Origin of the sequence: Vibrio mytili, assembly GCF_000830505.1 — a bacterium.
GTDB classification, from domain to species: Bacteria; Pseudomonadota; Gammaproteobacteria; order Enterobacterales; family Vibrionaceae; genus Vibrio; species Vibrio mytili.
Genome location: NZ_JXOK01000063.1, coordinates 73,630 through 98,605, shown reverse-complemented (window position 1 = coordinate 98,605; position 24,976 = coordinate 73,630). Strand labels below are relative to the sequence as shown.

The following is a 24,976-nucleotide window of genomic DNA, read 5'->3' as shown; positions in this document are numbered from 1 at the left end:
GCACACCGGCTAAACAAGACGACGAAGCAGAAGAAGAAAGCACGCCAGTTAAGCCAGAAGACGATCCGAAGAAAGCCGCTGTTGCTGCTGCCATTGCCCGTGCCAAAGCGCGTAAAGCGCAACAAAACGCCAATAAGAACAATACTGAGGAGAACGAGTAATGTCGTTTTTTATTGCGAGTTCACCGCATACCCACAGCCGACGCAGCACGCCCGACCTGATGAAGTGGGTTGCCCTTTGTGCGATTCCTGGTTTAGCCGCTCAGACGTATTTTTTTGGCTGGGGGACGCTGATCCAATTGATTTTTGCCATCGCCGTTGCTCTATCATTGGAAGCACTTGTGATGATAGCTCGCAAACGTTCTCCGCTACGTGCATTACGTGACAACAGTGCTATCGTCACTGCTTGGCTGCTTGCCGTCGCTATCCCACCTTGGTCTCCTTGGTGGATAGTAGTGATTGGCTTAATCTTCGCGATCGTCATTGCTAAACATTTGTATGGCGGCCTGGGGCAAAACCTGTTTAACCCCGCGATGGTCGCGTATGTAGTGCTGCTTATCTCCTTCCCTGTTCAAATGACCAGTTGGAGCGCACCGACATCACTTATACCTGATCAGGTTAACTTCGCGGATACACTGTCACTCATTTTTACTGGCTTCGATTCCGATGGATTATCTTTGCAGCAAGTGCGAGCTGGTATTGATGGCGTGACAATGGCAACCCCACTTGACGCGTTTAAAACGGGGATTCGTGGTGGCGCGACACCGAGTGAAGTCTTTTCAAGCCCTATTTTTGGTGGTTTTGCAGGTATTGGTTGGCAATGGGTAAACCTTGCTTACTTGCTTGGCGGCATCGTCATGATCAAAAAACGCATTATCCAGTGGTATATCCCTGCAGGTTTCTTGGCGAGTTTGGCTGTATTTAGTTTGGTGTTTAGCCTGTTAACGCCAGGAGAAACCGCCTCACCCGTATTTCATCTATTCTCTGGTGCCACCATGCTTGGTGCTTTTTTCATTGCCACCGATCCAGTCTCGGCATCGACAACGGTAAAAGGTCGTCTGATTTTTGGTGCATTGATTGGCGCGTTAGTCTTTATGATTCGTAGTTGGGGTGGTTTCCCCGACGGTGTCGCGTTCGCCGTCCTTATCGCGAATATGTGTGTACCTCTTATCGATTACTACACCAAACCTAGAACTTACGGCCACTGAGGAAAACATGTTAACTGCAATTAGAAAAAATGGCCTGACACTCGCAATTTTTGCGTGTGCAACCACTGGTCTGGTGGCATTGACTCAATACCTGACCGAAGATCAAATACAACGTCAAGAACAGAAACAGTTGTTATCTGTTCTTAACCAAGTTATACCTAAAACCATGCACGACAATGCGCTGACTCAAGCGTGTACCCTGGTATCTTCACCAGAGCTTGGTACATTGCATGCGATGCCAGCTTATATCGCGAAACAAGGTGATGAACCAACAGCGATTGCGATCGAATCCATCGCACCCGACGGCTACAACGGGGAGATAAAAGTCATTACTGGCATTGATAACCAAGGAAAAATTCTTGGTACCCGCGTATTAAGCCACCAAGAAACGCCAGGGTTAGGAGATAGAATCGATCTACGTATAACGGATTGGATCCTCGGTTTTACTGGCAAAGAAGTGACGGAAGAGAATTGGGATTCATGGAAAGTACGCAAAGATGGTGGCGATTTTGATCAGTTTACCGGAGCAACCATTACACCAAGAGCCGTCGTCAAAGTAGTAAGAAACACGGTAAACTATGTGAATAAGTCTCGTGACGATATTCTCAACCAGCCCCTAAATTGCGCAGGAGGCCAAGAATGAGTGACAACAAATTACTGATGAAAAATGGCATGTGGGACAATAACCCAGCGTTAGTCCAGCTATTGGGCTTATGCCCCCTACTCGCTGTTTCATCGACGATCACTAACGCCCTTGGTCTTGGCATCGCAACGCTATTGGTATTGGTTAGCTCCAACGTGACCGTCTCTCTTATTCGTAATTACGTTCCAAAAGAAGTCCGTATTCCCGTATTTGTAATGATCATCGCCTCACTGGTAACCTGTGTTCAGTTATTAATGAACGCCTACGCTTACGGTTTATACCTGTCTTTGGGCATCTTCATTCCATTGATCGTCACCAACTGTATCATTATTGGTCGAGCAGAAGCGTATGCCTCTAAAAACGATGTCTTACCTGCCGCACTTGATGGCTTGTGGATGGGTTTGGGCATGACCAGTGTGTTGGTCGTATTAGGCGCAATGCGAGAAGTAATCGGTAACGGCACGTTATTTGATGGCGCTGACTTGCTGCTCGGTGATTGGGCATCATCGCTGCGAATCGAAATCTTCCATTTTGATAGCAGCTTCCTACTTGCCCTACTCCCACCAGGCGCATTTATTGGTGTTGGATTGCTGATTGCTCTAAAAAATATTATTGATAGTGCCATTCAGGCACGTCAGCCAAAAGAAGAAAAGCCGACAATAGAGCGCGCTCGCGTGACCAACGCATAAAAATTAAAGGCCCTGCAAACGAGGGTCTTTTTCATAAACCGCATAGACGGTATTGGAAGTCAGCAATGAATAAAATAAAAAGAATTGAAATCCTAGAACGATTACGAGAAAACAACCCCAACCCTCAAACCGAGCTCAACTGGGACTCGCCATTTGAGTTATTAATCGCGGTACTGTTGTCTGCACAGGCAACCGACGTGAGCGTCAACAAAGCAACGGATAAGCTGTTTCCTGTCGCGAACACCCCGCAAACGATTCTAGACTTAGGCGTTGACGGGTTAAAAGAGTACATCAAGACCATTGGCCTGTTTAACTCAAAAGCAGAAAACACCATCAAAACGTGTAAGATCTTGCTGGAAAAGCACAATGGTGAAGTACCGGAAGATCGTGCCGCACTAGAGGCATTGCCTGGTGTTGGCCGTAAAACTGCGAATGTGGTTCTCAACACCGCGTTTGGCTGGCCAACGATTGCCGTCGATACGCACATCTACCGAGTCTCAAATCGCACAAAATTTGCGATGGGTAAAACCGTTGACGACGTAGAACAAAAATTACTGAAAGTGGTACCGAAAGAGTTCAAACTTGACGTGCACCACTGGTTAATTCTTCATGGTCGTTACACCTGCCTGGCCAGAAAGCCACGCTGCGGTAGCTGCATCATTGAAGATTTGTGTGAGTTTAAAGAGAAAGTCTACCCAGATAGTTAGCGCTATCTGCAAACGAAAGCTAGGAGCAAATAATGTCAAACGGTCGAATTCTACATACCATGCTACGTGTTGGTGACTTGGACAAGTCCATCAAATTCTACACAGAAGTCATGGGAATGAAGCTTCTTCGTACAAACGAAAACAAAGAATATGAATACACACTAGCGTTTCTGGGCTTCGGCGACGAGTCTGAAGGTGCAGTGATCGAACTGACTTACAACTGGGGCACCAGTGAGTATGATCTTGGCAACGCTTATGGTCATATCGCAATTGGATTTGATGATATTTACGCGACTTGTGATGCCATCAAAGCCGTCGGCGGTAACGTCACTCGCGAACCAGGTCCAGTGAAAGGCGGCACGACACACATTGCGTTCGTCAAAGATCCTGATGGTTACATGATTGAATTGATTCAGAACAAACAAGCTTCAGCAGGTCTTGAAGGCTAATCAGACGAATTAATCATACGCTGATAACGATAATAGGCAGATCAAAGATCTGCCTATTTTTTTATGGACGGTTTATAAACAAAACACTTTACTTGATAATAATTATCGTTTAGTTTTATCCGCAACATCCACGGCTAGGACGATAATAATGATCAGTGAATGGGAAAAACATACACTTTTGGCAGACACCGCCTTACAACTCGATGATCCCATACGGAGTATTCTTCACTACCAACAAGCACTTAACCTAAGTGAAGATATCAGTGAATGCATAGAGATAGAGGCAGATGAAAGACTACTGATATCTGTCATTTCTTGTCACAACTTGGCGCAGTTCTGGCGCTGGGCTGGGGATACCGAATACGAACTAAAATACTTACAGCTTGCCTCAGAAAAAGTGCTCACGCTCATCCCTCAATGCCCAAATAAAGATTGCGCAAGTTTTATTGAGTCTATTGGTTGCTGTACCAAAGCACTCATCGACTTTATGAAGCGTCATCCAAACCCAGTCATCGCTCAACAAGTCGAAAAAATCGATACGGCGACGAACTGCGAGATCATCGCTAAGTTCCGCTTAAATTAGACTTGCGTTCGGGCCAGAGAAATCACGACACGACGGTTCTTGTCTTTTCCGATCTGCGAGCCATTGTCCGCAATCGGTCGTCGTTTGCCGTATCCCTGAACTTGGATTCGATCTTCTGGTAGACCTAAAGACTCAAAATATTTTCTGAGCGACTCGGCACGCCTTTCAGACAAGTTTTGGCTTTCGCTTTTTCCATCTGTCGAATCCGTGTAAGTGGCCACCAGCACAAGATCAATGTCTTGATTGTATCTAACGTAATCGGCTATCTGAGAGAGTCGTTTTTTCGATGCTTTAGTCAACTGATCACCCTGTCGTTCATAATGTAAAATCGTGAACGCAATATCTTCAAAGCTGTACTGGAGCAAATTAGAAATACAGTCGCTGAACGCATTATATTTGAACTTGAATAGAACCGAGGAGAGCGACACTTCAATTCGTTGATCACGGCTTTGCCAATCTTGATAGCTGAATGTTGGATAGCGGCCTTTTTCCAGTTCAGAAAGTATCCCCCACGCGGTTTGCCCACCAACGTAACCATCAAACTGCTTAAAAAATTTCAAATTGGTAATGCGGTCAGCGCGATCACCAGGACGCCAAGGCGGTGGTAGAGAGACCAAACTGACATCGCGCGTTTCCCCCATAGGACGGCGCATTTTCAATTCGAAATCCAAATTGATTTTTTTACTCGCATGTGAAGAAAACACCGCATCCCCAAAGCTTGGGATTGGATGAACCAACCGACATTCTAGCGGAGTGTTCACAACCATTTCCCACTGCGATTGCTGCGGTGTCGCGATGTACCGTTTCCCCAACGCCGCGTAGCTATTGGCGCTGAACAACGAAAACATCATGCCAGTTGTTATAAGCCATTTATTCATTTACGTCTGGTCTCTCGGCGGCAGTCGATTGCCGCTTACATTAATCAATTGAACTCTCTGCAACCTAAGATGCAAAATCCTTACCAGCAAAGAGAGGATGGCAGTTAAAAAAGAAAATAAAGCGAGATTCAATACCGAGCGACAGAGTGATAAAACGTAAGTAATCCACGGTTCTAATTTTTGAAACAAGGTTAACGAGAATTAAGTAATTCTTTTAGTTTGCGGTTTTTCTCATCACTAGAATCTGCAATAATGCAGCCTTCGTCACACTAATATAAGTAAACATGACAATAGAAAATGAAGCTCTTACCTTGAAAAAGCGTTTTCGTGGTTATTTTCCTGTGGTTGTTGACGTTGAGACAGCAGGTTTCAACGCTCAGACAGATGCACTTTTAGAAATATGCGCTGTCACTCTTCGCATGGACGAAGATGGCGTATTGCATCCCGCCTCCACCATTCATTTTCATGTAGAGCCCTTTGAAGGTGCGAACTTAGAGAAAGAAGCACTTGAATTTAATGGTATTCGTGACCCATTCAGCCCATTACGTGGCGCAGTTAGCGAACAAGAAGCGTTAAAAGAGATCTATAAACTGATCCGCAAAGAGCAAAAAGCGGCCGACTGTTCGAGAGCGATAATGGTCGCCCATAATGCGGCCTTTGACTTGAGTTTTGTTAATGCAGCCAATGAACGCTGCAAACTAAAGAGAGTCCCTTTTCATCCATTTGCCACATTTGACACCGCCACACTCAGTGGCCTTGCTTATGGTCAAACTGTGCTTGCCAAAGCGTGCAAAACAGCAGGGATGGAATTCGACAATCGCGAAGCGCACTCCGCGCTTTACGACACACAAAAAACTGCAGAATTATTCTGTGGCATCGTTAACAAATGGAAGGCCTTAGGCGGCTGGCCGCTTGTTGACCAAGAATAATCTTAACATATTAGGAAAAGTATGAACCCTGTTGTTATCTCTGTTTGCGTCATGCTCGTATTAGCATTGATGCGCGTCAACGTGGTGGTCGCCCTCACGTTTAGTGCCATCGTTGGTGGCCTTGTCGCAGGTATGAGCGTAGGTGATACCGTCGCTGCATTTGAAAGCGGTCTTGGTGGTGGTGCAACTATCGCATTAAGCTACGCAATGCTTGGTACGTTCGCTGTGGCAATTTCGAAATCTGGCATCACAGACCTTTTGGCCAAAAACGTTATCAAACGTATTAACGGCAAAGAGCACTCTGCGTCAACGACTGGTTTAAAATACGCTGTACTTGTCGCGTTGGTACTAGTAACCATGTCTTCTCAGAACGTTATTCCGGTTCACATCGCCTTTATTCCAATTTTGATCCCACCTCTTTTGGGCGTATTTGCGAAACTTAAACTAGACCGCCGTTTGATTGCCTGTGTTCTAACATTTGGCCTTATTACGCCATATATGGTTCTACCGGTCGGCTTTGGCGGTATTTTCTTAAACAATATCTTGTTAAAGAACCTGCATGATAATGGGTTAGTAAACGTCGTCGCAAGCCAAGTCCCTACTGCGATGCTATTACCAGGCGCAGGCATGGTATTTGGTTTGCTAATTGCTATTTTTGTCAGCTATCGTAAACCACGCATCTACGAAGAGACTAAATTAACCGTCATTCATGAAACCGACCACACGATTAATAAGAAGCACATTGTCGTTGCCGTGATCGGTATCATTGCCGCACTTAGCGTACAACTTTATACCGGCTCTATGATCATCGGTGCCCTAGGCGGCTTTATGGTGTTCACCTTTGGTGGCGTTATCGCTTGGAAAGAAACACAAGACGTGTTTACTCGTGGCGTACACATGATGGCGATGATCGGCTTCATCATGATTGCTGCCGCTGGTTTTGCTGCGGTAATGAAAGAGACCGGTGGCGTGGAAACTCTGGTACAAGCTCTATCCACCAGCATCGGCGACAATAAACCGCTAGCGGCTCTGTTAATGCTTGTGGTGGGTCTATTGGTCACAATGGGGATCGGTTCTTCTTTCTCAACCATCCCAATTATCGCCACCATCTACGTGCCGCTTTCATTGGCGTTTGGCTTCTCACCGATGGCAACTATCGCGCTTGTCGGTACAGCAGCAGCATTGGGAGATGCGGGTTCACCAGCCTCTGACTCAACGTTAGGTCCAACATCAGGCCTGAATGCGGACGGTCAGCACGAGCACATTTGGGAAACCGTGGTACCTACGTTCTTACACTACAACGTCCCACTGATTATTTTCGGTTGGATTGCAGCAATGGTGCTGTAGAACACGATTTGCCAGTCGCTATTGGCAAAACCAGTCCTATTGACAAAATATAGAGACAAAAAAGCCGCTGACTTCAGCGGCTTTTCTTTGTTTAACGTTTGATAAAATCATAACGTTTGGTCATGTTCAGCTAAGCGTTATCACTCATTCTTGTTCTGGCAAATTTTCTAAGATGCGTTCACGAATCAATTTAAGAGTAGATTCTGTCGACAAGTAATCCACTTCGATCGGGAAGTACGCATCGTTAATCTGCAGGACCAAACTCGGATACGAGTTCACCCCTAAGCTTCTCGCAAGGCTAAGCTGATCTTGGAATACGCCCTCTAAGAGTGTCCCATCCATATCATTTTTAAATTGCTGGACGTTAAGCCCGATTTCTCTGGCTAACTGCAAATGGGTGGCTTCTTCATGTGGCGGCAGCGCTCGTAAATAGTAAGCGTGTTGAATGGCTTCTAACATCTGCTCATACGAGTCCTGAAACCCCGCCGCAATCACGGCGCGACAAGCCTGATAAGTACTTCTTACTGGCGTACACAGTTTCCAGAAATCGTAGTTAAACTTAGTCCCCAGTTGACGTTCAATCTGCGACCAAATGCCTTCAAGCTTCTGCTGCATTTCTGGTGGCATTGGCATATTCGTATCAGGCGCAAGCCCACCCACCACATACTCGAATTGAATCACGCCTGGCAGCTGCTGTTTCAGTTTCTCGATGGTTGGCTTGTAACCCCAACACCAACTGCACATCGGGTCATGTACGTAGTAAAGCTTTATGTTCATTCCACTAACCTAAAAAAGAAAAAGGAGCCAATGCGGCTCCTTTGTATTCTATCGCCAAATGCGAGTATTTACGAATTACTCAGCTTGACCTTCTGCGCGCTCTGCGGCTTCTTTGATTAGAGGCTGAAGTTCACCTTTTTGGTACATTTCCAAAATGATGTCACAACCGCCAATTAGCTCACCTTCAATCCATAGCTGAGGGAACGTTGGCCACTGTGCGTATTTTGGTAGCTCTGCACGGATATCTGGGTTTTGTAGAATATCTACGTAAGCGAACTTTTCACCACATGCCATAAGCGCTTGAGCTGCTTGAGAAGAGAAACCACAGCTTGGCAGTTTCGGTGAGCCTTTCATGTACAGCAGAATCGTGTTTTCTGAGATCTGCTGTTTGATTTTGTCGATAGTTTCCATCGCTTCCTCATTCCTAGATGTTCACTTTGTTTATTTGTCACATTCTACTCAATAAACACAGAATAAAAACCATATAATTGATAAGGTCTATAGTAAAGTAGTTTATCGACGACTCATTCAGCATTTTGCACTGTTAGTCGCTGAAATTTTTTTCATATATGGCTTTTAATAAAGTAAAAACTTTATTAAAATAACTAGCAAGTCAGTCGTTACGATGACATATAAGTAAGAATAAACTGGAAGCAATCGAAAGGGTCTCCCCTTTCAAATCAACGGAGAATCGAGTAATGGCATTTGAACTACCAGCACTTCCATACGCAAAAGACGCACTAGAACCACATATCTCAGCAGAAACTCTAGACTACCACCACGGTAAGCACCACAACACTTACGTTGTGAAGCTAAACGGCTTAATTCCTGGCACTGAGTTCGAAGGCAAAACTCTAGAAGAGATCATCAAAACTTCTACTGGTGGCGTATTCAATAACGCAGCTCAGATCTGGAACCACACGTTCTACTGGCACTGTCTAGCTCCAAACGCAGGCGGCGAACCAACTGGCGCAGTTGCTGATGCAATCAACGCGGCATTCGGTTCTTTTGAAGAATTCAAAGCGAAGTTCACTGATTCAGCAATCAACAACTTCGGTTCTTCATGGACTTGGCTAGTTAAGAAGGCTGACGGTTCTCTAGACATCGTTAACACTTCTAACGCTGCAACTCCACTAACTGAAGAAGGTGTTACTCCACTTCTTACTGTTGACCTGTGGGAACACGCGTACTACATCGATTACCGCAACCTACGTCCTGATTACATGAACGGCTTCTGGGCTCTTGTAAACTGGGACTTCGTTGCAGAGAACCTAGCGAAGTAATTCACTTCCCCTAGTTCAATTTAGTCTTTATAAAAGCTCGCTATTTTTAGCGAGCTTTTTTATTGGTTAGCCTGTGAGGTAAAAGTCATACTGTAGTGACATGTTGTTCACTCAGGTGCTTTCTCGACAATCGACCTCCCCCCGCTTATTTGCTTTTTTCAATGTAGTCACTTCTTTTTACTCAAGTTTCTATTGAGTCTGCCGTTATAAAAGCAACTCAAGAGGAACACCATGCAAATTCATACTTTAGACAAAGCGAGCGTCATCAACGAACTTCATATCGGCAATGGTATCAACCATGCGGTTAACGAAGGTCGTCGCGCCGATTTTGCGTTGATTTTGTCGATGTTCTCGAACGATGTCCGTGATGCGGTACCTATAGAAGAGGTTGATAGCGTTAAGACAAGCGACGATATCCTTCGTCAGCAGTTCAGCCTTTCTCAACCTCAGGCTTTGCGTTCAGACACCAGCAGTTATGAGTTGGCGGCAGAACAAGCCAAGCAATTCCAAACTTCGGGATTACCCTCAGCAAAGCTTTGTCATTACCTAAAGCCGGATGCTCTGACGTATTTACCTGAAGACACGTTTAACCTACCCGAAGAGGTTTACCACAACCTATCCGGTCATGAGCGTCGCAGTTTAGGGGAACGAAACAAAAAACTTATCCCAGATGCCAATCTTTACAATCAGTTAGTCACTGCCCAGCGCCAATACCATATTCAAGCACAAGTGTAGAGATCGGCTTTTTCCCCTCCACTTACACTTCCCTCGCTCTAGAAGTGTGACCCTTTACCAATTCCGGCACTTTACCTAAACAATATCATCGTTAGTTTGAAGCCATTCACACTAGATGTGGCGAAATTAAACCATGCTGTTCGAACAAGCTACTGCTTTATGTACGGATACAGTGAAGATGTTATGGACATTAAAGACTCAATTATTCTCGTTACGTCAGCCGGGTCGGTAATCGGTCGAACGTGCGCCAGCCACTTTGCGCATTTAGGTGCGATTTTGATCTTATGCGATCAAGATAGCAATGCGTTACGCACCAGTTACGACCAAATCAGTGCTTTTACAGACAATGTGTATGCGATGAAGGCACTGGACGATGACCCCGCTTCTATTCAGCTGATGTTTGACAAAATACACGAACAACTGGGTGAGGCTCCTGACGTCATCGTCAATTGCTGGACCAGCACGCCCATGCCTGGGTTGATGACGCCCGAACCGATGAATGTCTACATCGACCACTTGTCGTCTGCTACTCGTTTTCTTTATGCCTATGGTCAGGTAGGAGCAGAACGGCTTCGCGCTGAGAATAAAAAAGGCGTGATCGTCAACGTCATCTCTCATGATAATCATGAAGATTTAAGTGGCATTGAAAATGTGGCGGCATTAGTGTCTGGGTTTACGCACAGTTGGGCTAAAGAACTTACGCCATTTAATATTCGCGTGGGGGGCGTTATTCCTTCGGTCAGCCAAACGAAAGAGGGTCGAAACGCAACCCATTGGTCAGAAGTTCAAGACGAACTGGTGAGAAACACCGCTTACATCGTTTCCAATGAGTACTTTAGCGGCCGAGTGGTTGCGACGGAAGTTTAATACCTATGATGACCATAATTTTTCATTAATCTTCAGCTATATATCGAAAAAATAAGCGCAGGAACAAGCAATAAACGAGCAGCAAAAAAAAAGCCCCAGTCATATCGACTGGGGCTTTAACATTTCCCGATTAAGGTTTCGTGCTAGCGAAAACCTTTACTCAAAGCGACTCTTAATTACGCGTCAGCTTTTTCTTTTTTCGCTTTAGCTGCTGGTTTAGCTGCTTCTTGGTCTGCTTTTTTCTTGATTACAGTTGTACCTTCGAAAGTTTCACCTTCAACGAAAGCTTTACCGTAGTAAGAAGCCAATAGCACTTCTTTCAGCTCGCTAATTAGTGGGTAGCGTGGGTTCGCACCAGTACATTGGTCATCGAACGCTTCAACTGCTAGCTCATCTAGTTTCGCAAGGAAGTCAGCTTCAGCAACACCCGCTGCTTGGATTGACATTGGGATGTCTAGGTTAACTTTTAGCTCATCCATCCATGCTAGTAGACGTTCAATCTTCTGAGCAGTACGGTCACCTTCTTGGCTTAGGCCTAGGTGGTCAGCAACCTCAGCGTAACGACGACGTGCTTGTGGACGGTCGTATTGAGAGAACGCAGTTTGTTTAGTTGGGTTATCGTTCGCGTTGTAACGTACAACGTTAGAGATAAGCAGTGCGTTCGCCAAACCGTGTGGTACGTGGAACTCAGCACCTAGTTTGTGTGCCATTGAGTGACATACACCTAGGAATGCGTTGGCAAATGCTACACCAGCGATAGTTGCGGCGTTGTGTACTTTTTCACGAGCGATTGGGTCATTTGCACCGTTCGCGTAGCTTGATGGTAGGTACTCTTTAAGCATCTTAAGTGCTTGCAGAGCTTGGCCATCAGAGTATTCGTTCGCAAGAACAGATACGTAAGCTTCTAGAGCGTGAGTCACAGCATCGTAACCACCGAATGCCGTTAGAGACTTAGGCATGTTCATCACTAGGTTCGCGTCTACGATAGCCATGTTTGGCGTTAGTTCGTAGTCAGCTAGTGGGTATTTAGCACCAGTTTCGTCGTCTGTAACAACCGCGAATGGAGTAACTTCTGAACCCGTACCTGAAGTTGTTGTGATACAAACAAGTTCAGCTTTTTGACCCATTTTAGGGAACTTGTAGATACGTTTACGGATGTCCATAAAGCGCATTGCAAGCTCTTCGAAGTGTGTTTCTGGGTGCTCGTACATTACCCACATGATTTTCGCTGCATCCATTGGTGAACCACCACCTAGAGCAAGGATAACATCTGGTTGGTAGCTAGCCATTTGAGCGGCACCTTTCTTAACAACAGATAGCGTTGGATCCGCTTCTACGTCGAAGAAAGTTTGAACTTCCATGCCTTGAGATTTCAGTAGTTTCACTACGTCATCTGCATAGCCGTTGTTGAATAGGAAACGGTCAGTAACTAGGAATGCGCGTTTCTTACCTTCTAGGTCGCTAAGTGCGATTGGAAGGCTACCACGACGGAAGTAGATTGACTTAGGTAGTTTGTGCCACAACATGTTTTCAGCTCGCTTCGCTACAGTTTTCTTGTTGATTAGGTGCTTAGGACCTACGTTCTCAGAGATAGAGTTACCACCCCATGAACCACAACCTAGTGTTAGAGAAGGCGCAACGTTGAAGTTGTACAAGTCACCGATACCACCGTGTGTAGTCGGGATATTGATTAGAATACGTGCAGTTTTTAGCTTATCACCGAAGTAACGGATACGGTCTGCATTTACATCTTGGTTAGTGTAAAGACCAGACGTGTGACCGATACCGCCGATTTCAACCATAGTTACCGCTTGAGCAACTGCGTCTTCGAAGTTGTCAGCACGGAACAAACCTAGAGTTGGAGATAGTTTTTCGTGAGCGAATGCGTCATCGTACGCAACTTTACCCAGACCTTCACCAACAAGAACTTTCGTATCAGCAGGAACTTTAACGCCAGCCATTTCTGCGATAGCTGCTGCTGGTTGACCTACGATTTTCGCGTTTAGTGCGCCATCGATAAGCAGTACTTTACGTACTTTATCTGCTTCAGTTTTGTTTAGAACGTATGCTTTGTGAGAAGCGAAACGTGCTTTAACTTCGTCGTAAACTTCATCAACAACGATAGCTGCCTGCTCAGAAGCACATACTACGCCGTTATCGAATGTTTTAGACATTAGGATAGAAGCAACTGCACGTTTGATGTCAGCAGTTTCATCGATAACAACAGGAACGTTACCTGCACCAACACCGATCGCTGGTTTACCAGAAGAGTAAGCCGCTTTAACCATGCCTGGACCACCAGTTGCAAGGATAAGTGCGATGTCATCGTGCTTCATAAGTGCGTTAGAAAGCTCAACTGAAGGTTGGTCAATCCAACCGATGATGTCTTTTGGAGCACCAGCTGCTACCGCTGCATCTAAAACAAGTTTTGCTGCATCGTTAGTAGAGTTTTTCGCACGTGGGTGTGGAGAGAAGATGATACCGTTACGAGTCTTCAAAGAGATAAGAGATTTGAAGATTGCTGTCGATGTTGGGTTAGTAGTTGGTACGATACCACAGATGATACCTACAGGCTCAGCGATAGTCATTGTACCTAGGTTGTCATCTTCTTCTAGGATGCCACACGTTTTTTCGTCTTTGTATTTGTTGTAGATAAACTCAGAAGCGAAGTGGTTCTTGATTACTTTATCTTCAACAATACCCATACCAGATTCTTCTACCGCTTGTTGCGCTAGAGGGATACGAGCTTGGTTAGCAGCAAGAGACGCAGCGCGGAAGATTTTGTCTACTTGCTCTTGAGAGTAAGTAGCGAACTCTTCTTGCGCTTTCTTAACGCGAGCGACCATTGCATCTAGTTCAGCCATATTAGTTACAGGCATAGGGGTTCTCCTAAAATTAACAAAATATTAAAAACTTTTTATTAAGGCTATTGTCTGTCCGGTTTGCTATTTATCTTCAGCGAGTTAGGTAACAACCATCTTAGTAAATTGCTTTCAGGACTGAGTATAATATTTCAGAGTGTGAAAAAAATTGACTTGGATCAGTTCTCACTCTCGAAATACCCTTTAAGTAGTAACCCACCTTCAAAACCTAACCTAACTAACTGATATATAAATTATTTTTAATTAAACTTTTATTGAACAAAAAAGAGCCAAACGCTCAAATAATTAAAAGAAACAACAACAACCTGTAAAAAAGTTTCATTTTTAGACAACAAATTACATGTAGTCCTGAATTTCTGTGCTACTGAGAGTATATAGAAACCTGCCTTGCTCTCTACAAAGCCCCCAGTTTTTTATCAAAAATGTGCGAATGTTAACGTTTATGCATATCTCACTATTTGTCAACCTTAATTTATGCAACAATTTTCAATCATCCTCTACACAGTTCGTTAAAATATTAGTTTTTCTCACCGAAATTGCCGTGAATTCGTTAGTTTTTTTCATTTCATCCTAGGCAGTTTTTGACTTACATTGACGACCTAAAAAACCAATAGGCCAAGTATGAAAACTTGTCTCACTTGGAACATGTTACCCCGTCCGTCTTTCACTAATGTGAACCTTGATTGAGTAAACACTATGCAAACGTTTGAGCTCGCTATTTTCCTGCAATTTTTCTTGGGATTGGTCGCTGCCGTTAACCCCGTCGGCATCATGCCTGTGTTCGTGTCTCTGACGGGCCACATGACACCCGAAGAGAAGCACAAAACCGCCACGACCGCGAACATCGCGGTTGCTATCATTTTGACTATTTCACTGTTTGCAGGTCAGATGCTGCTAGACATGTTCAGCATTTCTCTAGATTCGTTTCGCGTGGCAGGCGGGCTGCTACTATTGAGCATCGCGTTCTCAATGATGAGCGGTAAGTTGGGTGAAGATAAGCAGAACAAGCAAGAAAGAACAGAATCGGTTAGCCGTGAACAAATTGGGGTCGTTCCCCTTGCTATGCCTTTAATGGCTGGCCCTGGTGCGATCAGCTCAACCATCGTCTATGGCTCTCGTTACCCAGATATGTTGGATACGGTAGGCATCAGCATTACGATTTGTGTTTTCTGCTTCTGCTCTTGGCTGCTATTTCGTTCAGCGCCGTTGATCGTCCGCGTGCTAGGCCAAACCGGGATCAACGTCATTACCCGTATTATGGGCCTTATCCTGGGCGCACTGGGTATCGAATTTATTGCCAACGGATTGAGAAGCCTATTCCCAGGATTAGCCTGAGTTTCGATAAAACTGTATGATAAAGCGACTCAATAATGGATCGCTTTATCATGACGGAAGACTCTCTTAAACATACGCTTTACATCACTATCTTTGGTACGCACACCAAAGCGGGGCGTACCTTCGATATCGCTCTAATTATCGCGATCATCAGTTCATTAGTCGTATTGGTTCTCGATTCTATCCCTGCGGTATCGGCAGAATGGGCGACAGAATTGAAGTACTTGGAGTACACCTTTACCGGTTTATTCACGGTTGAGTACTTACTTCGACTGTACTGTTCACCAAAACCTGCTGCCTATGCAAAAAGCTTTTATGGCGTTGTCGATTTACTCGCAATACTCCCCACCTATTTAGTGTTGTTTTTTCCTTCAGCAACGTTCATGGGTGTGATCAGAGCGCTTCGTGTGCTTCGGATTTTCCGAATATTAAAGTTAGTGCGTTACTTGCAAGAGTCGAACATTTTATTACGTTCGCTGCTGATGGCACGCAGAAAGATTTTTATTTTCTTCAGTTCCGTCGCCATCCTCGTCACCATATTCGGCTCTTTAATTTTCATTGTCGAAGGCCCTGAAAATGGCTTTACCAGCATTCCCAAGAGCATCTATTGGGCTATTGTCACTATTACAACGGTTGGTTACGGAGACCTCGTGCCACAGACAAATTTAGGTAAAGCGCTCGCCTCACTCACAATGTTATTGGGTTATTCCATTTTGGCCGTGCCGACGGGGATATTCACTGCAGAGTTGCATCAAGAAATGCAGTCACACAAAACTCTGGTTAAGTGCCCAAATTGCTCACAGGCAGGCCATGATCCTGACGCTATCTATTGCAAGCATTGTGGCAGTGAATTGGCTGACCCTGATAAAAGAGTGGTAAGGGGTGAGCAGTCATCGAAGTAAAAGAGAAGAGAAAAAAAGAAAAACAAAAGCGTGCAATAAAAAGGGCTCCAAAACAGGAGCCCTTGTTCTATCGCCAATAAGCTTACGCTTTTTCAGCAAGGATGATTCGCAATGTACGACGCAGTGGCTCTGCCGCACCCCAAAGCAATTGGTCACCAACGGTGAATGCATTTAGGAAATCATCGCCCATGGCCATCTTACGCAGACGACCAACAGGCACAGACATAGTACCTGTTACTTTTGCAGGACTTAGCTCTTGCGCTGTGATATCACGTTCGTTTGGAATCACTTTCACCCATTCGTTGTGATTCGCAATGATATCTTCGATTTCATCCATAGGGACATTTTGCTTTAACTTAATGGTTAAAGCTTGTGAGTGACAACGCATTGCACCGATACGTACACATGTACCATCAATTGGAACTGGTGAATCCTGGAAGCCTAGAATCTTGTTCGCTTCAACACCTGCTTTCCACTCTTCTTTGCTCTGTCCGTTTTCACGTTTTACATCAATCCATGGAATCAATGAACCAGCAAGAGGAGCGCCGAACTTATCCGTAGGGAAAGAAGCACTACGCATTGTATCTGCGACTTTTTTATCGATATCAAGAATAGAACTGGCTGGATTCGCAAGCTCAGAGCTCACAGAATCATTGATAACACCCATTTGAGAGATCAATTCGCGCATGTTCTGAGCACCTGCGCCAGATGCAGCTTGATACGTCATCGCACTTGTCCACTCAACAAGGCCTTTCTCGAACAGGCCACCAAGACCCATGAGCATCAGACTTACAGTACAGTTACCACCAACAAATGTATTAGTGCCAGCATGAATGCCTTGTTGAATCTGTTTCAGGTTGACTGGATCAAGCGTGATAATAGAATCTTCTGCCATACGCAATGTAGAAGCAGCATCAATCCAGTAGCCTTTCCAACCAGCTTGACGAAGTGCTGGGTAAACTTTTTCAGTGTAGCCACCACCTTGACACGTAATGATCACATCAAGTTGTTTTAAACTTTCAATATCAAACGCGTCTTGCAGCAAGCCTGCGTCTTTTCCTAAGTTAGGAGCAGGAATACCAATTTGAGAAGTACTGTAGAATACTGGTTCGATGAGATCGAAGTCTTTTTCTTCAACCATGCGCTGCATAAGGACAGAACCCACCATACCGCGCCAACCAACTAAACCAACTCTCATCGCATTAACTCTCCGTGTATTAAAAACCTCCCCCATAGTTCATTTTTCACAAAAAAATCTCAACCCCTAATTTGTAAATGTCGTCTTTTTTTACTGATTTCCACAAAAAATTAGTGCTAGCCGTGCTTTTTCTTGCCTATGTCCGTCTTTAGTCCCGAACGAGACATTCGACCTATGGGTAGATGATTAACTTTTTGCGACCGCAACAGATGAAGCACATATTTTTCACATTACATAACATTTCAGATAACTTAATTTGACACATTTTGAAATTTAACTTCAAATGCAAACGATTAACCGGACGAAAATCAATATATATAACTAAAAATTCGAAACAAAACGCTGGGTACTGTATGTTGTGCGCCATTGCGATAAGGAGCACATTCCTCTACTGCTCCAACATTTAAAGAGGCACATATGAAGCAAGTTACACCGCGACTTCCTAACTTGATGCAGGTACTCATCTCATTAGGTTTATTTTTGCTTTTGGCATTTTCATTTACCGCCAAACTTGATCTACCAATCCAGCTAGCACTGTATATTGGATGGTTTATTATTATGTTCTTAGGCATAAAATTGGGTCATAAGTATAAAGAGCTTGAAAAAGCGGCATTAAAAGGCATTTCAAATGGTCTTGGAGCCGTATTAATTTTGCTTGCCGTGGGTGCGTTAGTCGGAACTTGGATATCTGGCGGGATCGTCCCAACGATCATTTATTACGGATTGAAAGCCATCCACCCTTCTATCTTTTTACTCGCCACTATGCTCATCTGTTCATTAACAGCACTTGCTACTGGTACATCATGGGGCGCCGCTGGTACCGCAGGTATCGCGATGATGGGGATTGGCCAAGGTCTTGGTGTTCCAGCTCCGATTACGGCGGGTGCTGTACTTTCGGGTTGTTACTTCGGTGACAAAATGTCGCCCCTATCTGATTCCGTCATTCTTGCTTCTTCAATGTCCAATGTCGAAGTTGTGGAGCACATAAAAGGCATGCTTCCGATTGCTTTAATCAGCTACATCATTACTGGCATCATGTTTACTGTATTTGGCTTCCACTACGCAGGACAAGTCGACATGAGCCAAGTTGACTCGGTTATTAGAGCCATGGAGCAACAGTTCTATATTACGCCATACTCGTTTGTGCCAGTATTAATCGTCTTATCTTTATTAGCGATGCGCATGCCTTCTTTTCCTGTAATCAGTTTTGGCTCATTGCTTGGGATTATTTGGGCTGTCATGATCCAAGAAGTCGATTTCTTGGTTGCCTTCAATACGGCTTGGGCGCCATTTGAACTGTCTTCTGGCGTTGAGTTCATCGACTCAATTCTTAACCGTGGCGGTATGTCTTCAATGCTAGGGTCAGTTGCCGTTATCGTCTTCGGACTTGGCTTTGGTGGTTTACTCGATAAAGTGGGTGTATTAGAGACCATTGCTAAACTGTTCGAAAAGCGCGTCCAAAGCGCAGGCTCACTTGCGACAAGTACCATAGGTACGGCATTTATGGGTAACGTCTTTGGGTCAGCGATGTACGTCTCTTTGATATTAACGCCAAAAATCTGTGCGAAGAATTACGATCGCTTGGGCTACCAACGTAAGAATTTGTCTCGTAACGCAGAGTTCGGCGGCACGCTAACATCGGGCATGGTGCCGTGGAGTGATAATGGTATCTATATGGCGAGCATACTTGGTGTCGCGACCCTTTCCTACGCGCCGTTTATGTGGTTGAGTTTTGTGTGTATTGTCGTGACCATTGTCACTTCTTACATGGGTTGGTTCGTCGACAAATGTGATCCGACGATGGAACCAACAGAGCAAAAAGAACACGAGTTGAAGCAGCAAACGGCGTAATACTACGCTAAATAAGTATTTCACCACTCTTGCTGGTATAAGAGTGAGCAAAAAGAGCGCAATCGCGCTCTTTTTTATTCTTTAATAACATACATTTAAAAAGAGAGCCGATGGCCCTCTTGTTGATATTCAATATTAGATAACTCTGTTAAGAGACCTAATTGCGACTTAACTGATCTTTTAGATTGGGTGGCGTTCCCTTTATCGTCAGCGTATCGGTTTCAGGATCGTAAAAAACACGCTCACCCAATAACAGGCTATCAAAACTGATGTTCAAACCACCGCCCGCACCGACGTACTTAGTCAATTTACGCACCGTGGCTCGATCTGCCGGAAAAGACTCTTCTAATTCATAGCCCTGTTCTTTGGTAAAGTCCATAAAACTTGTGCCGTCTTGGCTTGCTGGTAGCTCGCCTGAAAGCTCGGAAATTTGAACTTCGTCGCCTGATTTAATTTGCTCGCTACAGTAATCAAACACTTGTTTTTTGTATTCGTTTACTTCCTGCTTTTCTAATTTTGAATCTGCGCAGAAGTCGTCCACCGCCTGCATGAGTACTAAGTTCTGCTGTTTGGTATCTAGGCCAATGTCTGCTTGAAGGAAATCAAGGAAGAAGTCAGCCACTTTTCGCCCTACTCTTCCTTTAATGTACTGTAAGTAACGGTTAGACTCTTTATCGGTTTCATAGCTGGATAGATCAATGCGCGCGGCTATATCCATTTTACTGATGTCTAGATAATCCGTTGCACTGATATCTAGGCCTTCCGTGATCTTAAGGCTCTGATTCATCGGTAGAATACCAATGAACAAATAATCTGTAGCTAAGCTTTGGTATTCGGCAAAGACCAAGATGCCTTCATCAGCAAATGGATATTTAATCAACTCATCTTTCAGTCGATTTGCACCAATTTGTGAGAAGTCATAAAAATCTCGCTCTCCTTTTCGCATCTCTTGGAGCCAAAACTGAAACTCACTGTCTGATTGGAAGCAGCCAAAGCCTTTACCAGCTTTGGAATGGAAGACTCGATGCAGCTCAGCGACTAAATTTTCTGTCGACGCATCGTTCTCTAATGATGCCGGACGAAAGTTAACAACCAATTCGTCCTGATCGTTTTTACATAGTTGATGCAGAATAACGTTTGAAAGATGAAGACTCATAATGATTTTATCTTGCGACAAGGTTTTAGTTGAAGGGCATTGTAGGTTATCATAAGCCGCTTTTACTATCATTATTAGAGTCTTTATGCCGATTACATCTAAATATACTGACGAACAAGTAGAGAAAATTCTTGCAGAAGTCGCCATGGTCCTTGAAAAACATGGTTCCTCTCCTGAATTAACGCTAATGATTGCCGGAAATATCGCAACCAATGTCTTAAATCAGCAAGTTGCAGCTTCACAACGCCAAGCGATTGCTGAAAAATTTGCGCAGGCACTGATGTCTTCATTAGACACACCAAAAACACATTAATAACGGATAATTAGACACATACATGGTAGACAGCGGAAATTCATACGGCGAACGTGTATCTCGACTGGTTGGTTGGGGACATTGGTTTGCATTCTTCAATATCGTTGCTTCGATGTTGATAGGCACACGTTACATTGTTCAGTCACCTTGGCCTGAGACACTGCTAGGTCAATTCTATCTAGCGATGTCCTGGGTTGGCCATTTCGGCTTCCTAGTGTTTGCGCTCTACTTACTCGTGTTGTTCCCGTTAACCTTTATCCTGCCATCAAGAAAGCTGTTTCGCTTGGTGGCAGTGATATTTGCCACAGTCGGACAGACGGCTTTGTTGGTCGATACTCAAGCGTATCAGTCAATCAACTTACATTTAAATCCGGTTGTTTGGGAATTATTATTCAGCGATGATAAAAGTGCACTGAGCTCAGATCTCCAACACCTGTTTGTCGTGATGCCACTGATTTTCCTCACTCAGCTTGCACTGTCTGAATGGGTGTGGAGAAAACAACGCAAGCTTTCTCATAAGCATATTGGCCGTCCATTAGCGGGACTGTTTTTCGTCAGCTTTATCGCAAGCCATCTGGTGTACATTTGGGCCGATGCTTATTTCTACAATCCAATTACTAGCCAACGTTCTAACTTCCCGTTGTCGTATCCAATGACAGCAAAAAGCTTTATGGAAAAACACGGTTTACTTGATCGTGAAGAATATTTACAACGATTGGCCGAGAATAAGGGCAGCTCAGAGCTTGTTAACTACCCGATTGAACCGCTTGAGTTTAACCGCAGAGTCAATAAACTCAACGTGCTGATGCTTAGTGTCAACAATTTGCGCGCAGATGCCCTCAATCAAGAAGAGATGCCGAACCTGTATCAATTCGCGCAGAGCAGTCAAAATTTTCTTAATCACTATAGTTCAAGTAACGACTCCCATGGTGCGTTCGGTTTGTTCTACGGTTTACCAACTAGCTATGCATCAAGTATCGAAGCACAAGGCGCGTCCCCTGTCCTACTGAACGTACTAAAAGATCAAGGTTATAGCTTCGGTCTGTTTAGCGGCAACGGCTTTGAGGACGATCTCTACCCTGAAATCATTTTCAGAGATCTTCGCTTAGCGGACAAACTCGATGGCACACAAGCTCAAACCGTTCAGCAATCGGTTGATCATTGGAATACATGGTTAACTGAAAATGCGAAACAACCTTGGTTTAGCTTTATCGAAATTAATACGGTTGATAACTTCGAATCTAGCTCTTCGACAGATAAAGAAATGCCAGCAGGTGAACGATTCAAAAAAGCGTATGAATTTGCCGTGAAATCGGCTGACAAAACCGTTGGGCAAATCATCAGCGATCTTGAGGCAGCTAACCTACTTGCGAATACAATCGTGATCATTACCTCGAACCACGGTAGTGAATTCAATGAAACGAACACCAACAGTTGGGGTGCTAATAGCAACTACAGTCGCTACCAATTGCAAGTGCCGATGGTGATTCATTGGCCGGGTAAAGTTCCTGGAGAGTTTAAGCACAATACTAGCCACCTAGACCTTTCTGTCACTTTACTGCAGGACATGTTGGGCGTTTCTTCTAACCCGAATGATTACAGCAGCGGTCGCAACTTGTTCGATGAAAGCCGCCGTCGTTGGATTCTTGCTGGTGACTCTCGTGAGCTAGCTTTAATTACTGATTCTCAAACAACGGTAATAGACAAGTTCGGCAACTACAAACTGTACGATAGTCACTATAAACGCTTGCGCGATGAGTCACCAAAACTGCCCGTGTTAATGCAAGGTTTGACCGAGCTTCAGCGCTTTTACACAAAAGAGAACTAAAGCGAAAAGTGGACAAGCGCCACAACAACTAAGACAAATATGCAATATAAGAGAGCTTCGGCTCTCTTTTTTTTTCGTCAAATTCTGCCCAACCCCAGTTCACATACATTAGGCAATTGATATCTGAGCAATTCATAACCGAGACCAATAACTCTAATATTGAAGCGTGATTTGAATGTAAATTTCGACAATAAATTCATAATTGTTAAGCAGAATTGCAAATCCCCGACTAGGCTTATACATAGAGAAAGGCTGTGATCGAAAGATTCATATCCACCGCTCTCCGTTGTATCGAACCCATTGTCCACAAAGCAAAATCTTTGGTTCTGCCAAGTTTATAGGTGATGCGAGTTTATAGATTGCGCGAACCAAAAGAAATAACAGGACGTACAACTCTATACAGCAAGAGCACGAAATAGGTGGTTAAGCCTGCATCAACGTTCGTCGGTAGACTGACTATTAAAGGGGAAAGCGACATGAGTATTTTCGACCACTATCAATCAAGATATGAAGCTGCTAAAGATGAAGAAATGTCGTTACAAGAGTTTTTGGCTCTGTGCAAGGATGACAAAAGCGCTTACGCAAACGCAGCAGAACGCCTATTAATGGCGATTGGGGAGCCGGAGGTAATTGATACCGCTAAAGATCCAAGGCTAAGCCGGATCTTTTCGAATCGTGTTATCTCGCGTTATGAAACGTTTAAAGATTTCTACGGCATGGAAGATGCCATAGAACAGATCGTCTCGTACCTAAAACATGCGGCGCAAGGCTTAGAAGAACGTAAGCAGATTCTTTATTTACTTGGCCCAGTGGGTGGCGGTAAATCCTCACTCGCGGAAAAGCTCAAAGCCTTGATGGAGCAAATGCCGATCTACGTCCTTTCCGCAAACGGACAACGCAGTCCGGTGAACGATCACCCGTTCTGCTTATTTAAAGCCACAGAAGATGGTGAAATCCTCAACAAAGAGTACGGTATTCAACAGCGATACCTACGCTCGATTATGTCACCATGGGCCGCAAAACGTCTGCATGAGTTTGGTGGTGATATCACCCGCTTTAAAGTGGTGAAAGTGCGCCCTTCCATCTTGGATCAAGTTGGGGTAGCGAAAACAGAGCCTGGTGACGAGAACAACCAAGATATTTCGTCTCTAGTGGGTAAAGTCGATATCCGTAAACTGGAACACTACTCTCAAGATGACCCAGACGCCTACAGCTATTCTGGTGCCCTCTGTAAAGCCAACCAAGGCTTGATGGAGTTCGTTGAGATGTTCAAAGCGCCAATCAAAGTGCTTCACCCATTACTTACTGCCACTCAGGAAGGTAACTTTAATGGTACAGAAGGGCTTTCTGCCATCCCGTTTGATGGCATGATTTTGGCTCACTCAAACGAATCAGAATGGCAAACATTCCGTAACAACAAGAATAACGAAGCGTTTCTTGACCGTGTTTACATTGTCAAAGTTCCGTACTGTTTACGTGTGTCAGAAGAAGTCAAAATCTACAAAAAATTGCTTGAAAACAGTGAGCTATCAAAAGCGCCTTGTTCACCAAGCACACTAGAGACGTTGGCACAGTTCAGTATTCTTTCCCGCTTAAAAGAGCCTGAAAACTCGTCTATTTTCTCAAAAATGCGTGTTTACGATGGCGAGACACTTAAAGACACCGATCCAAAAGCGAAAAGCTATCAAGAATATCGAGATTACGCGGGTGTGGACGAAGGGATGAACGGTCTGTCGACTCGTTTCGCCTTTAAAATCCTGTCGCGTGTATTTAACTTCGACCAAGCAGAAGTGGCGGCCAACCCCGTACACCTCTTCTATGTCATAGAACAACAGGTCGAAAGAGAACAATTCCCTGCTGAAACCGCGGAAAAATACCAAGAGTTTTTGAAAGGTTACCTCGTTCCACGTTATGTCGAATTCATTGGTAAAGAAATTCAGACTGCCTACTTGGAGTCTTACTCTGAGTACGGCCAAAATATCTTTGACCGCTATGTCACCTATGCAGACTTCTGGATTCAGGATCAAGAATACCGCGATCCGGAAACTGGACAGCTATTTGATCGTGCCTCTCTCAACTTAGAGCTTGAGAAAATCGAGAAAACAGCTGGCATCTCAAACCCTAAAGATTTCCGAAACGAAATCGTTAACTTTGTGCTTCGTGCGAAAGCGAATAACAATGGTCAGAACCCAGTTTGGACCAGCTACGAAAAATTGCGCACAGTCATTGAGAAGAAAATGTTCTCTAATACCGAAGAACTGCTTCCAGTGATCTCATTTAATGCGAAAACCTCTTCTGAAGATCAGAAGAAGCACGACGACTTTGTCGCTCGCATGATGGAAAAAGGCTATACCGAGAAGCAGGTTCGCCTACTTTCTGAGTGGTACCTACGAGTACGTAAGTCATCCTAACCCATT

General features: G+C 44.4%; 23 protein-coding genes and 1 pseudogene. 18 read left to right on the top strand and 6 right to left on the bottom strand.

Features of this window, described 5'->3' with window-relative positions:
• From SU60_RS22925 to SU60_RS16640, 7 genes and pseudogenes are all read left to right on the top strand, one after another.
• Positions 1–161 (top strand): annotated as a pseudogene (locus tag SU60_RS22925) (electron transporter RnfC); the annotation flags it as partial.
• Positions 161–1,207, top strand: coding sequence for an electron transport complex subunit RsxD (rsxD, locus tag SU60_RS16665; protein ID WP_041156516.1), 1,047 nt, complete (start codon positions 161–163; stop codon positions 1,205–1,207). The pseudogene SU60_RS22925 and the gene rsxD, both read left to right, overlap by 1 nt.
• Positions 1,208–1,214: 7 nt before the next feature.
• Positions 1,215–1,850 (top strand): electron transport complex subunit RsxG, encoded by a 636-nt coding sequence (gene rsxG / locus SU60_RS16660; protein WP_041156515.1) that lies wholly within the window; start codon positions 1,215–1,217, stop codon positions 1,848–1,850.
• Complete coding sequence (locus SU60_RS16655; protein WP_041156514.1) at positions 1,847–2,539, top strand: electron transport complex subunit E; 693 nt, start codon at positions 1,847–1,849, stop codon at positions 2,537–2,539. The genes rsxG and SU60_RS16655 overlap by 4 nt, the downstream gene beginning before the upstream one ends.
• Positions 2,540–2,604: 65 nt before the next feature.
• Positions 2,605–3,246: an endonuclease III gene (gene nth / locus SU60_RS16650; protein WP_041156513.1), complete on the top strand. Its 642-nt coding sequence runs from the start codon at positions 2,605–2,607 to the stop codon at positions 3,244–3,246.
• A gap of 32 nt (positions 3,247–3,278) precedes the next feature.
• Positions 3,279–3,695 (top strand): lactoylglutathione lyase, encoded by a 417-nt coding sequence (gene gloA / locus SU60_RS16645; protein WP_041156512.1) that lies wholly within the window; start codon positions 3,279–3,281, stop codon positions 3,693–3,695.
• Between the two features lie 148 nt (positions 3,696–3,843).
• Positions 3,844–4,278, top strand: a complete 435-nt coding sequence (locus SU60_RS16640; RefSeq protein WP_041156511.1) for a DUF2753 domain-containing protein — start codon at positions 3,844–3,846, stop codon at positions 4,276–4,278.
• Here the strand turns inward: SU60_RS16640 and motY are convergent.
• Entirely contained in the window at positions 4,275–5,156 is an 882-nt protein-coding gene (gene motY, locus SU60_RS16635; protein WP_041156510.1) for a flagellar protein MotY, read from the bottom strand. The genes SU60_RS16640 and motY overlap by 4 nt on opposite strands.
• Positions 5,157–5,440: 284 nt before the next feature.
• Here motY and rnt point away from each other — a divergent pair, with 284 nt between their 5' ends.
• Together rnt and SU60_RS16625 are read left to right on the top strand one after the other, a co-directional pair.
• On the top strand, positions 5,441–6,085 hold the full coding sequence (rnt, locus tag SU60_RS16630) for a ribonuclease T (protein ID WP_041156509.1): 645 nt from the start codon (positions 5,441–5,443) through the stop codon (positions 6,083–6,085).
• A 21-nt stretch (positions 6,086–6,106) separates the two neighbouring features.
• A complete protein-coding gene (locus SU60_RS16625) occupies positions 6,107–7,432 on the top strand; it encodes a Na+/H+ antiporter family protein (protein ID WP_041156508.1) in 1,326 nt (441 codons plus the stop codon).
• A 144-nt stretch (positions 7,433–7,576) separates the two neighbouring features.
• Here SU60_RS16625 and SU60_RS16620 read toward each other — a convergent pair whose 3' ends face one another.
• On the bottom strand, positions 7,577–8,209 hold the full coding sequence (locus tag SU60_RS16620; RefSeq protein WP_041156507.1) for a DsbA family protein: 633 nt from the start codon (positions 8,207–8,209) through the stop codon (positions 7,577–7,579).
• 75 nt (positions 8,210–8,284) lie between these two features.
• Positions 8,285–8,620, bottom strand: a complete 336-nt coding sequence (locus SU60_RS16615) for a Grx4 family monothiol glutaredoxin (RefSeq protein WP_041156506.1) — start codon at positions 8,618–8,620, stop codon at positions 8,285–8,287.
• Between the two features lie 287 nt (positions 8,621–8,907).
• Here SU60_RS16615 and sodB point away from each other — a divergent pair, with 287 nt between their 5' ends.
• The 3 genes from sodB to SU60_RS16600 all read left to right on the top strand — a co-directional run bounded on the left by sodB (position 8,908) and on the right by SU60_RS16600 (position 11,094).
• A complete protein-coding gene (sodB, locus tag SU60_RS16610; RefSeq protein WP_041156505.1) occupies positions 8,908–9,492 on the top strand; it encodes a superoxide dismutase [Fe] in 585 nt (194 codons plus the stop codon).
• 231 nt (positions 9,493–9,723) lie between these two features.
• Positions 9,724–10,227: a VC2046/SO_2500 family protein gene (locus SU60_RS16605; protein WP_041156504.1), complete on the top strand. Its 504-nt coding sequence runs from the start codon at positions 9,724–9,726 to the stop codon at positions 10,225–10,227.
• A gap of 183 nt (positions 10,228–10,410) precedes the next feature.
• A complete protein-coding gene (locus SU60_RS16600) occupies positions 10,411–11,094 on the top strand; it encodes an SDR family oxidoreductase (protein ID WP_041156503.1) in 684 nt (227 codons plus the stop codon).
• A 176-nt stretch (positions 11,095–11,270) separates the two neighbouring features.
• Here SU60_RS16600 and adhE read toward each other — a convergent pair whose 3' ends face one another.
• Positions 11,271–13,973, bottom strand: a complete 2,703-nt coding sequence (gene adhE / locus SU60_RS16595) for a bifunctional acetaldehyde-CoA/alcohol dehydrogenase (RefSeq protein ID WP_041156502.1) — start codon at positions 13,971–13,973, stop codon at positions 11,271–11,273.
• A 699-nt stretch (positions 13,974–14,672) separates the two neighbouring features.
• On the opposite strand from adhE, the gene SU60_RS16590 reads away from it, so the two are divergent.
• Together SU60_RS16590 and SU60_RS16585 are read left to right on the top strand one after the other, a co-directional pair.
• Entirely contained in the window at positions 14,673–15,311 is a 639-nt protein-coding gene (locus SU60_RS16590; protein WP_041156501.1) for a YchE family NAAT transporter, read from the top strand.
• 35 nt (positions 15,312–15,346) lie between these two features.
• Positions 15,347–16,213, top strand: a complete 867-nt coding sequence (locus tag SU60_RS16585; RefSeq protein ID WP_128814704.1) for an ion transporter — start codon at positions 15,347–15,349, stop codon at positions 16,211–16,213.
• Between the two features lie 82 nt (positions 16,214–16,295).
• Here the strand turns inward: SU60_RS16585 and asd are convergent, their stop codons facing one another.
• Positions 16,296–17,411, bottom strand: coding sequence for an aspartate-semialdehyde dehydrogenase (gene asd, locus SU60_RS16580; protein ID WP_041156500.1), 1,116 nt, complete (start codon positions 17,409–17,411; stop codon positions 16,296–16,298).
• 417 nt (positions 17,412–17,828) lie between these two features.
• On the opposite strand from asd, the gene nhaC reads away from it, so the two are divergent.
• Positions 17,829–19,262 carry a Na+/H+ antiporter NhaC gene (nhaC, locus tag SU60_RS16575; RefSeq protein WP_041156499.1) on the top strand — a complete coding sequence of 478 codons (1,434 nt, stop codon included), beginning with the start codon at positions 17,829–17,831 and terminating at the stop codon, positions 19,260–19,262.
• 157 nt (positions 19,263–19,419) lie between these two features.
• Here nhaC and yejK read toward each other — a convergent pair whose 3' ends face one another.
• The gene (yejK, locus tag SU60_RS16570) at positions 19,420–20,418 is read right to left on the bottom strand and encodes a nucleoid-associated protein YejK (RefSeq protein WP_041156519.1); all 999 of its coding nucleotides are present in this window, start codon (positions 20,416–20,418) and stop codon (positions 19,420–19,422) included.
• 85 nt (positions 20,419–20,503) lie between these two features.
• Between yejK and SU60_RS16565 the strand changes: the two genes are divergently transcribed.
• The 3 genes from SU60_RS16565 to SU60_RS16555 all read left to right on the top strand — a co-directional run bounded on the left by SU60_RS16565 (position 20,504) and on the right by SU60_RS16555 (position 24,970).
• Positions 20,504–20,731, top strand: coding sequence for a YejL family protein (locus SU60_RS16565; RefSeq protein ID WP_041156498.1), 228 nt, complete (start codon positions 20,504–20,506; stop codon positions 20,729–20,731).
• 22 nt (positions 20,732–20,753) lie between these two features.
• Entirely contained in the window at positions 20,754–22,559 is a 1,806-nt protein-coding gene (locus SU60_RS16560) for a DUF3413 domain-containing protein (protein ID WP_041156497.1), read from the top strand.
• Positions 22,560–23,035: 476 nt separating this feature from the next.
• Positions 23,036–24,970, top strand: a complete 1,935-nt coding sequence (locus tag SU60_RS16555) for a PrkA family serine protein kinase (RefSeq protein WP_041156496.1) — start codon at positions 23,036–23,038, stop codon at positions 24,968–24,970.
• Positions 24,971–24,976: the final 6 nt, after the last annotated feature.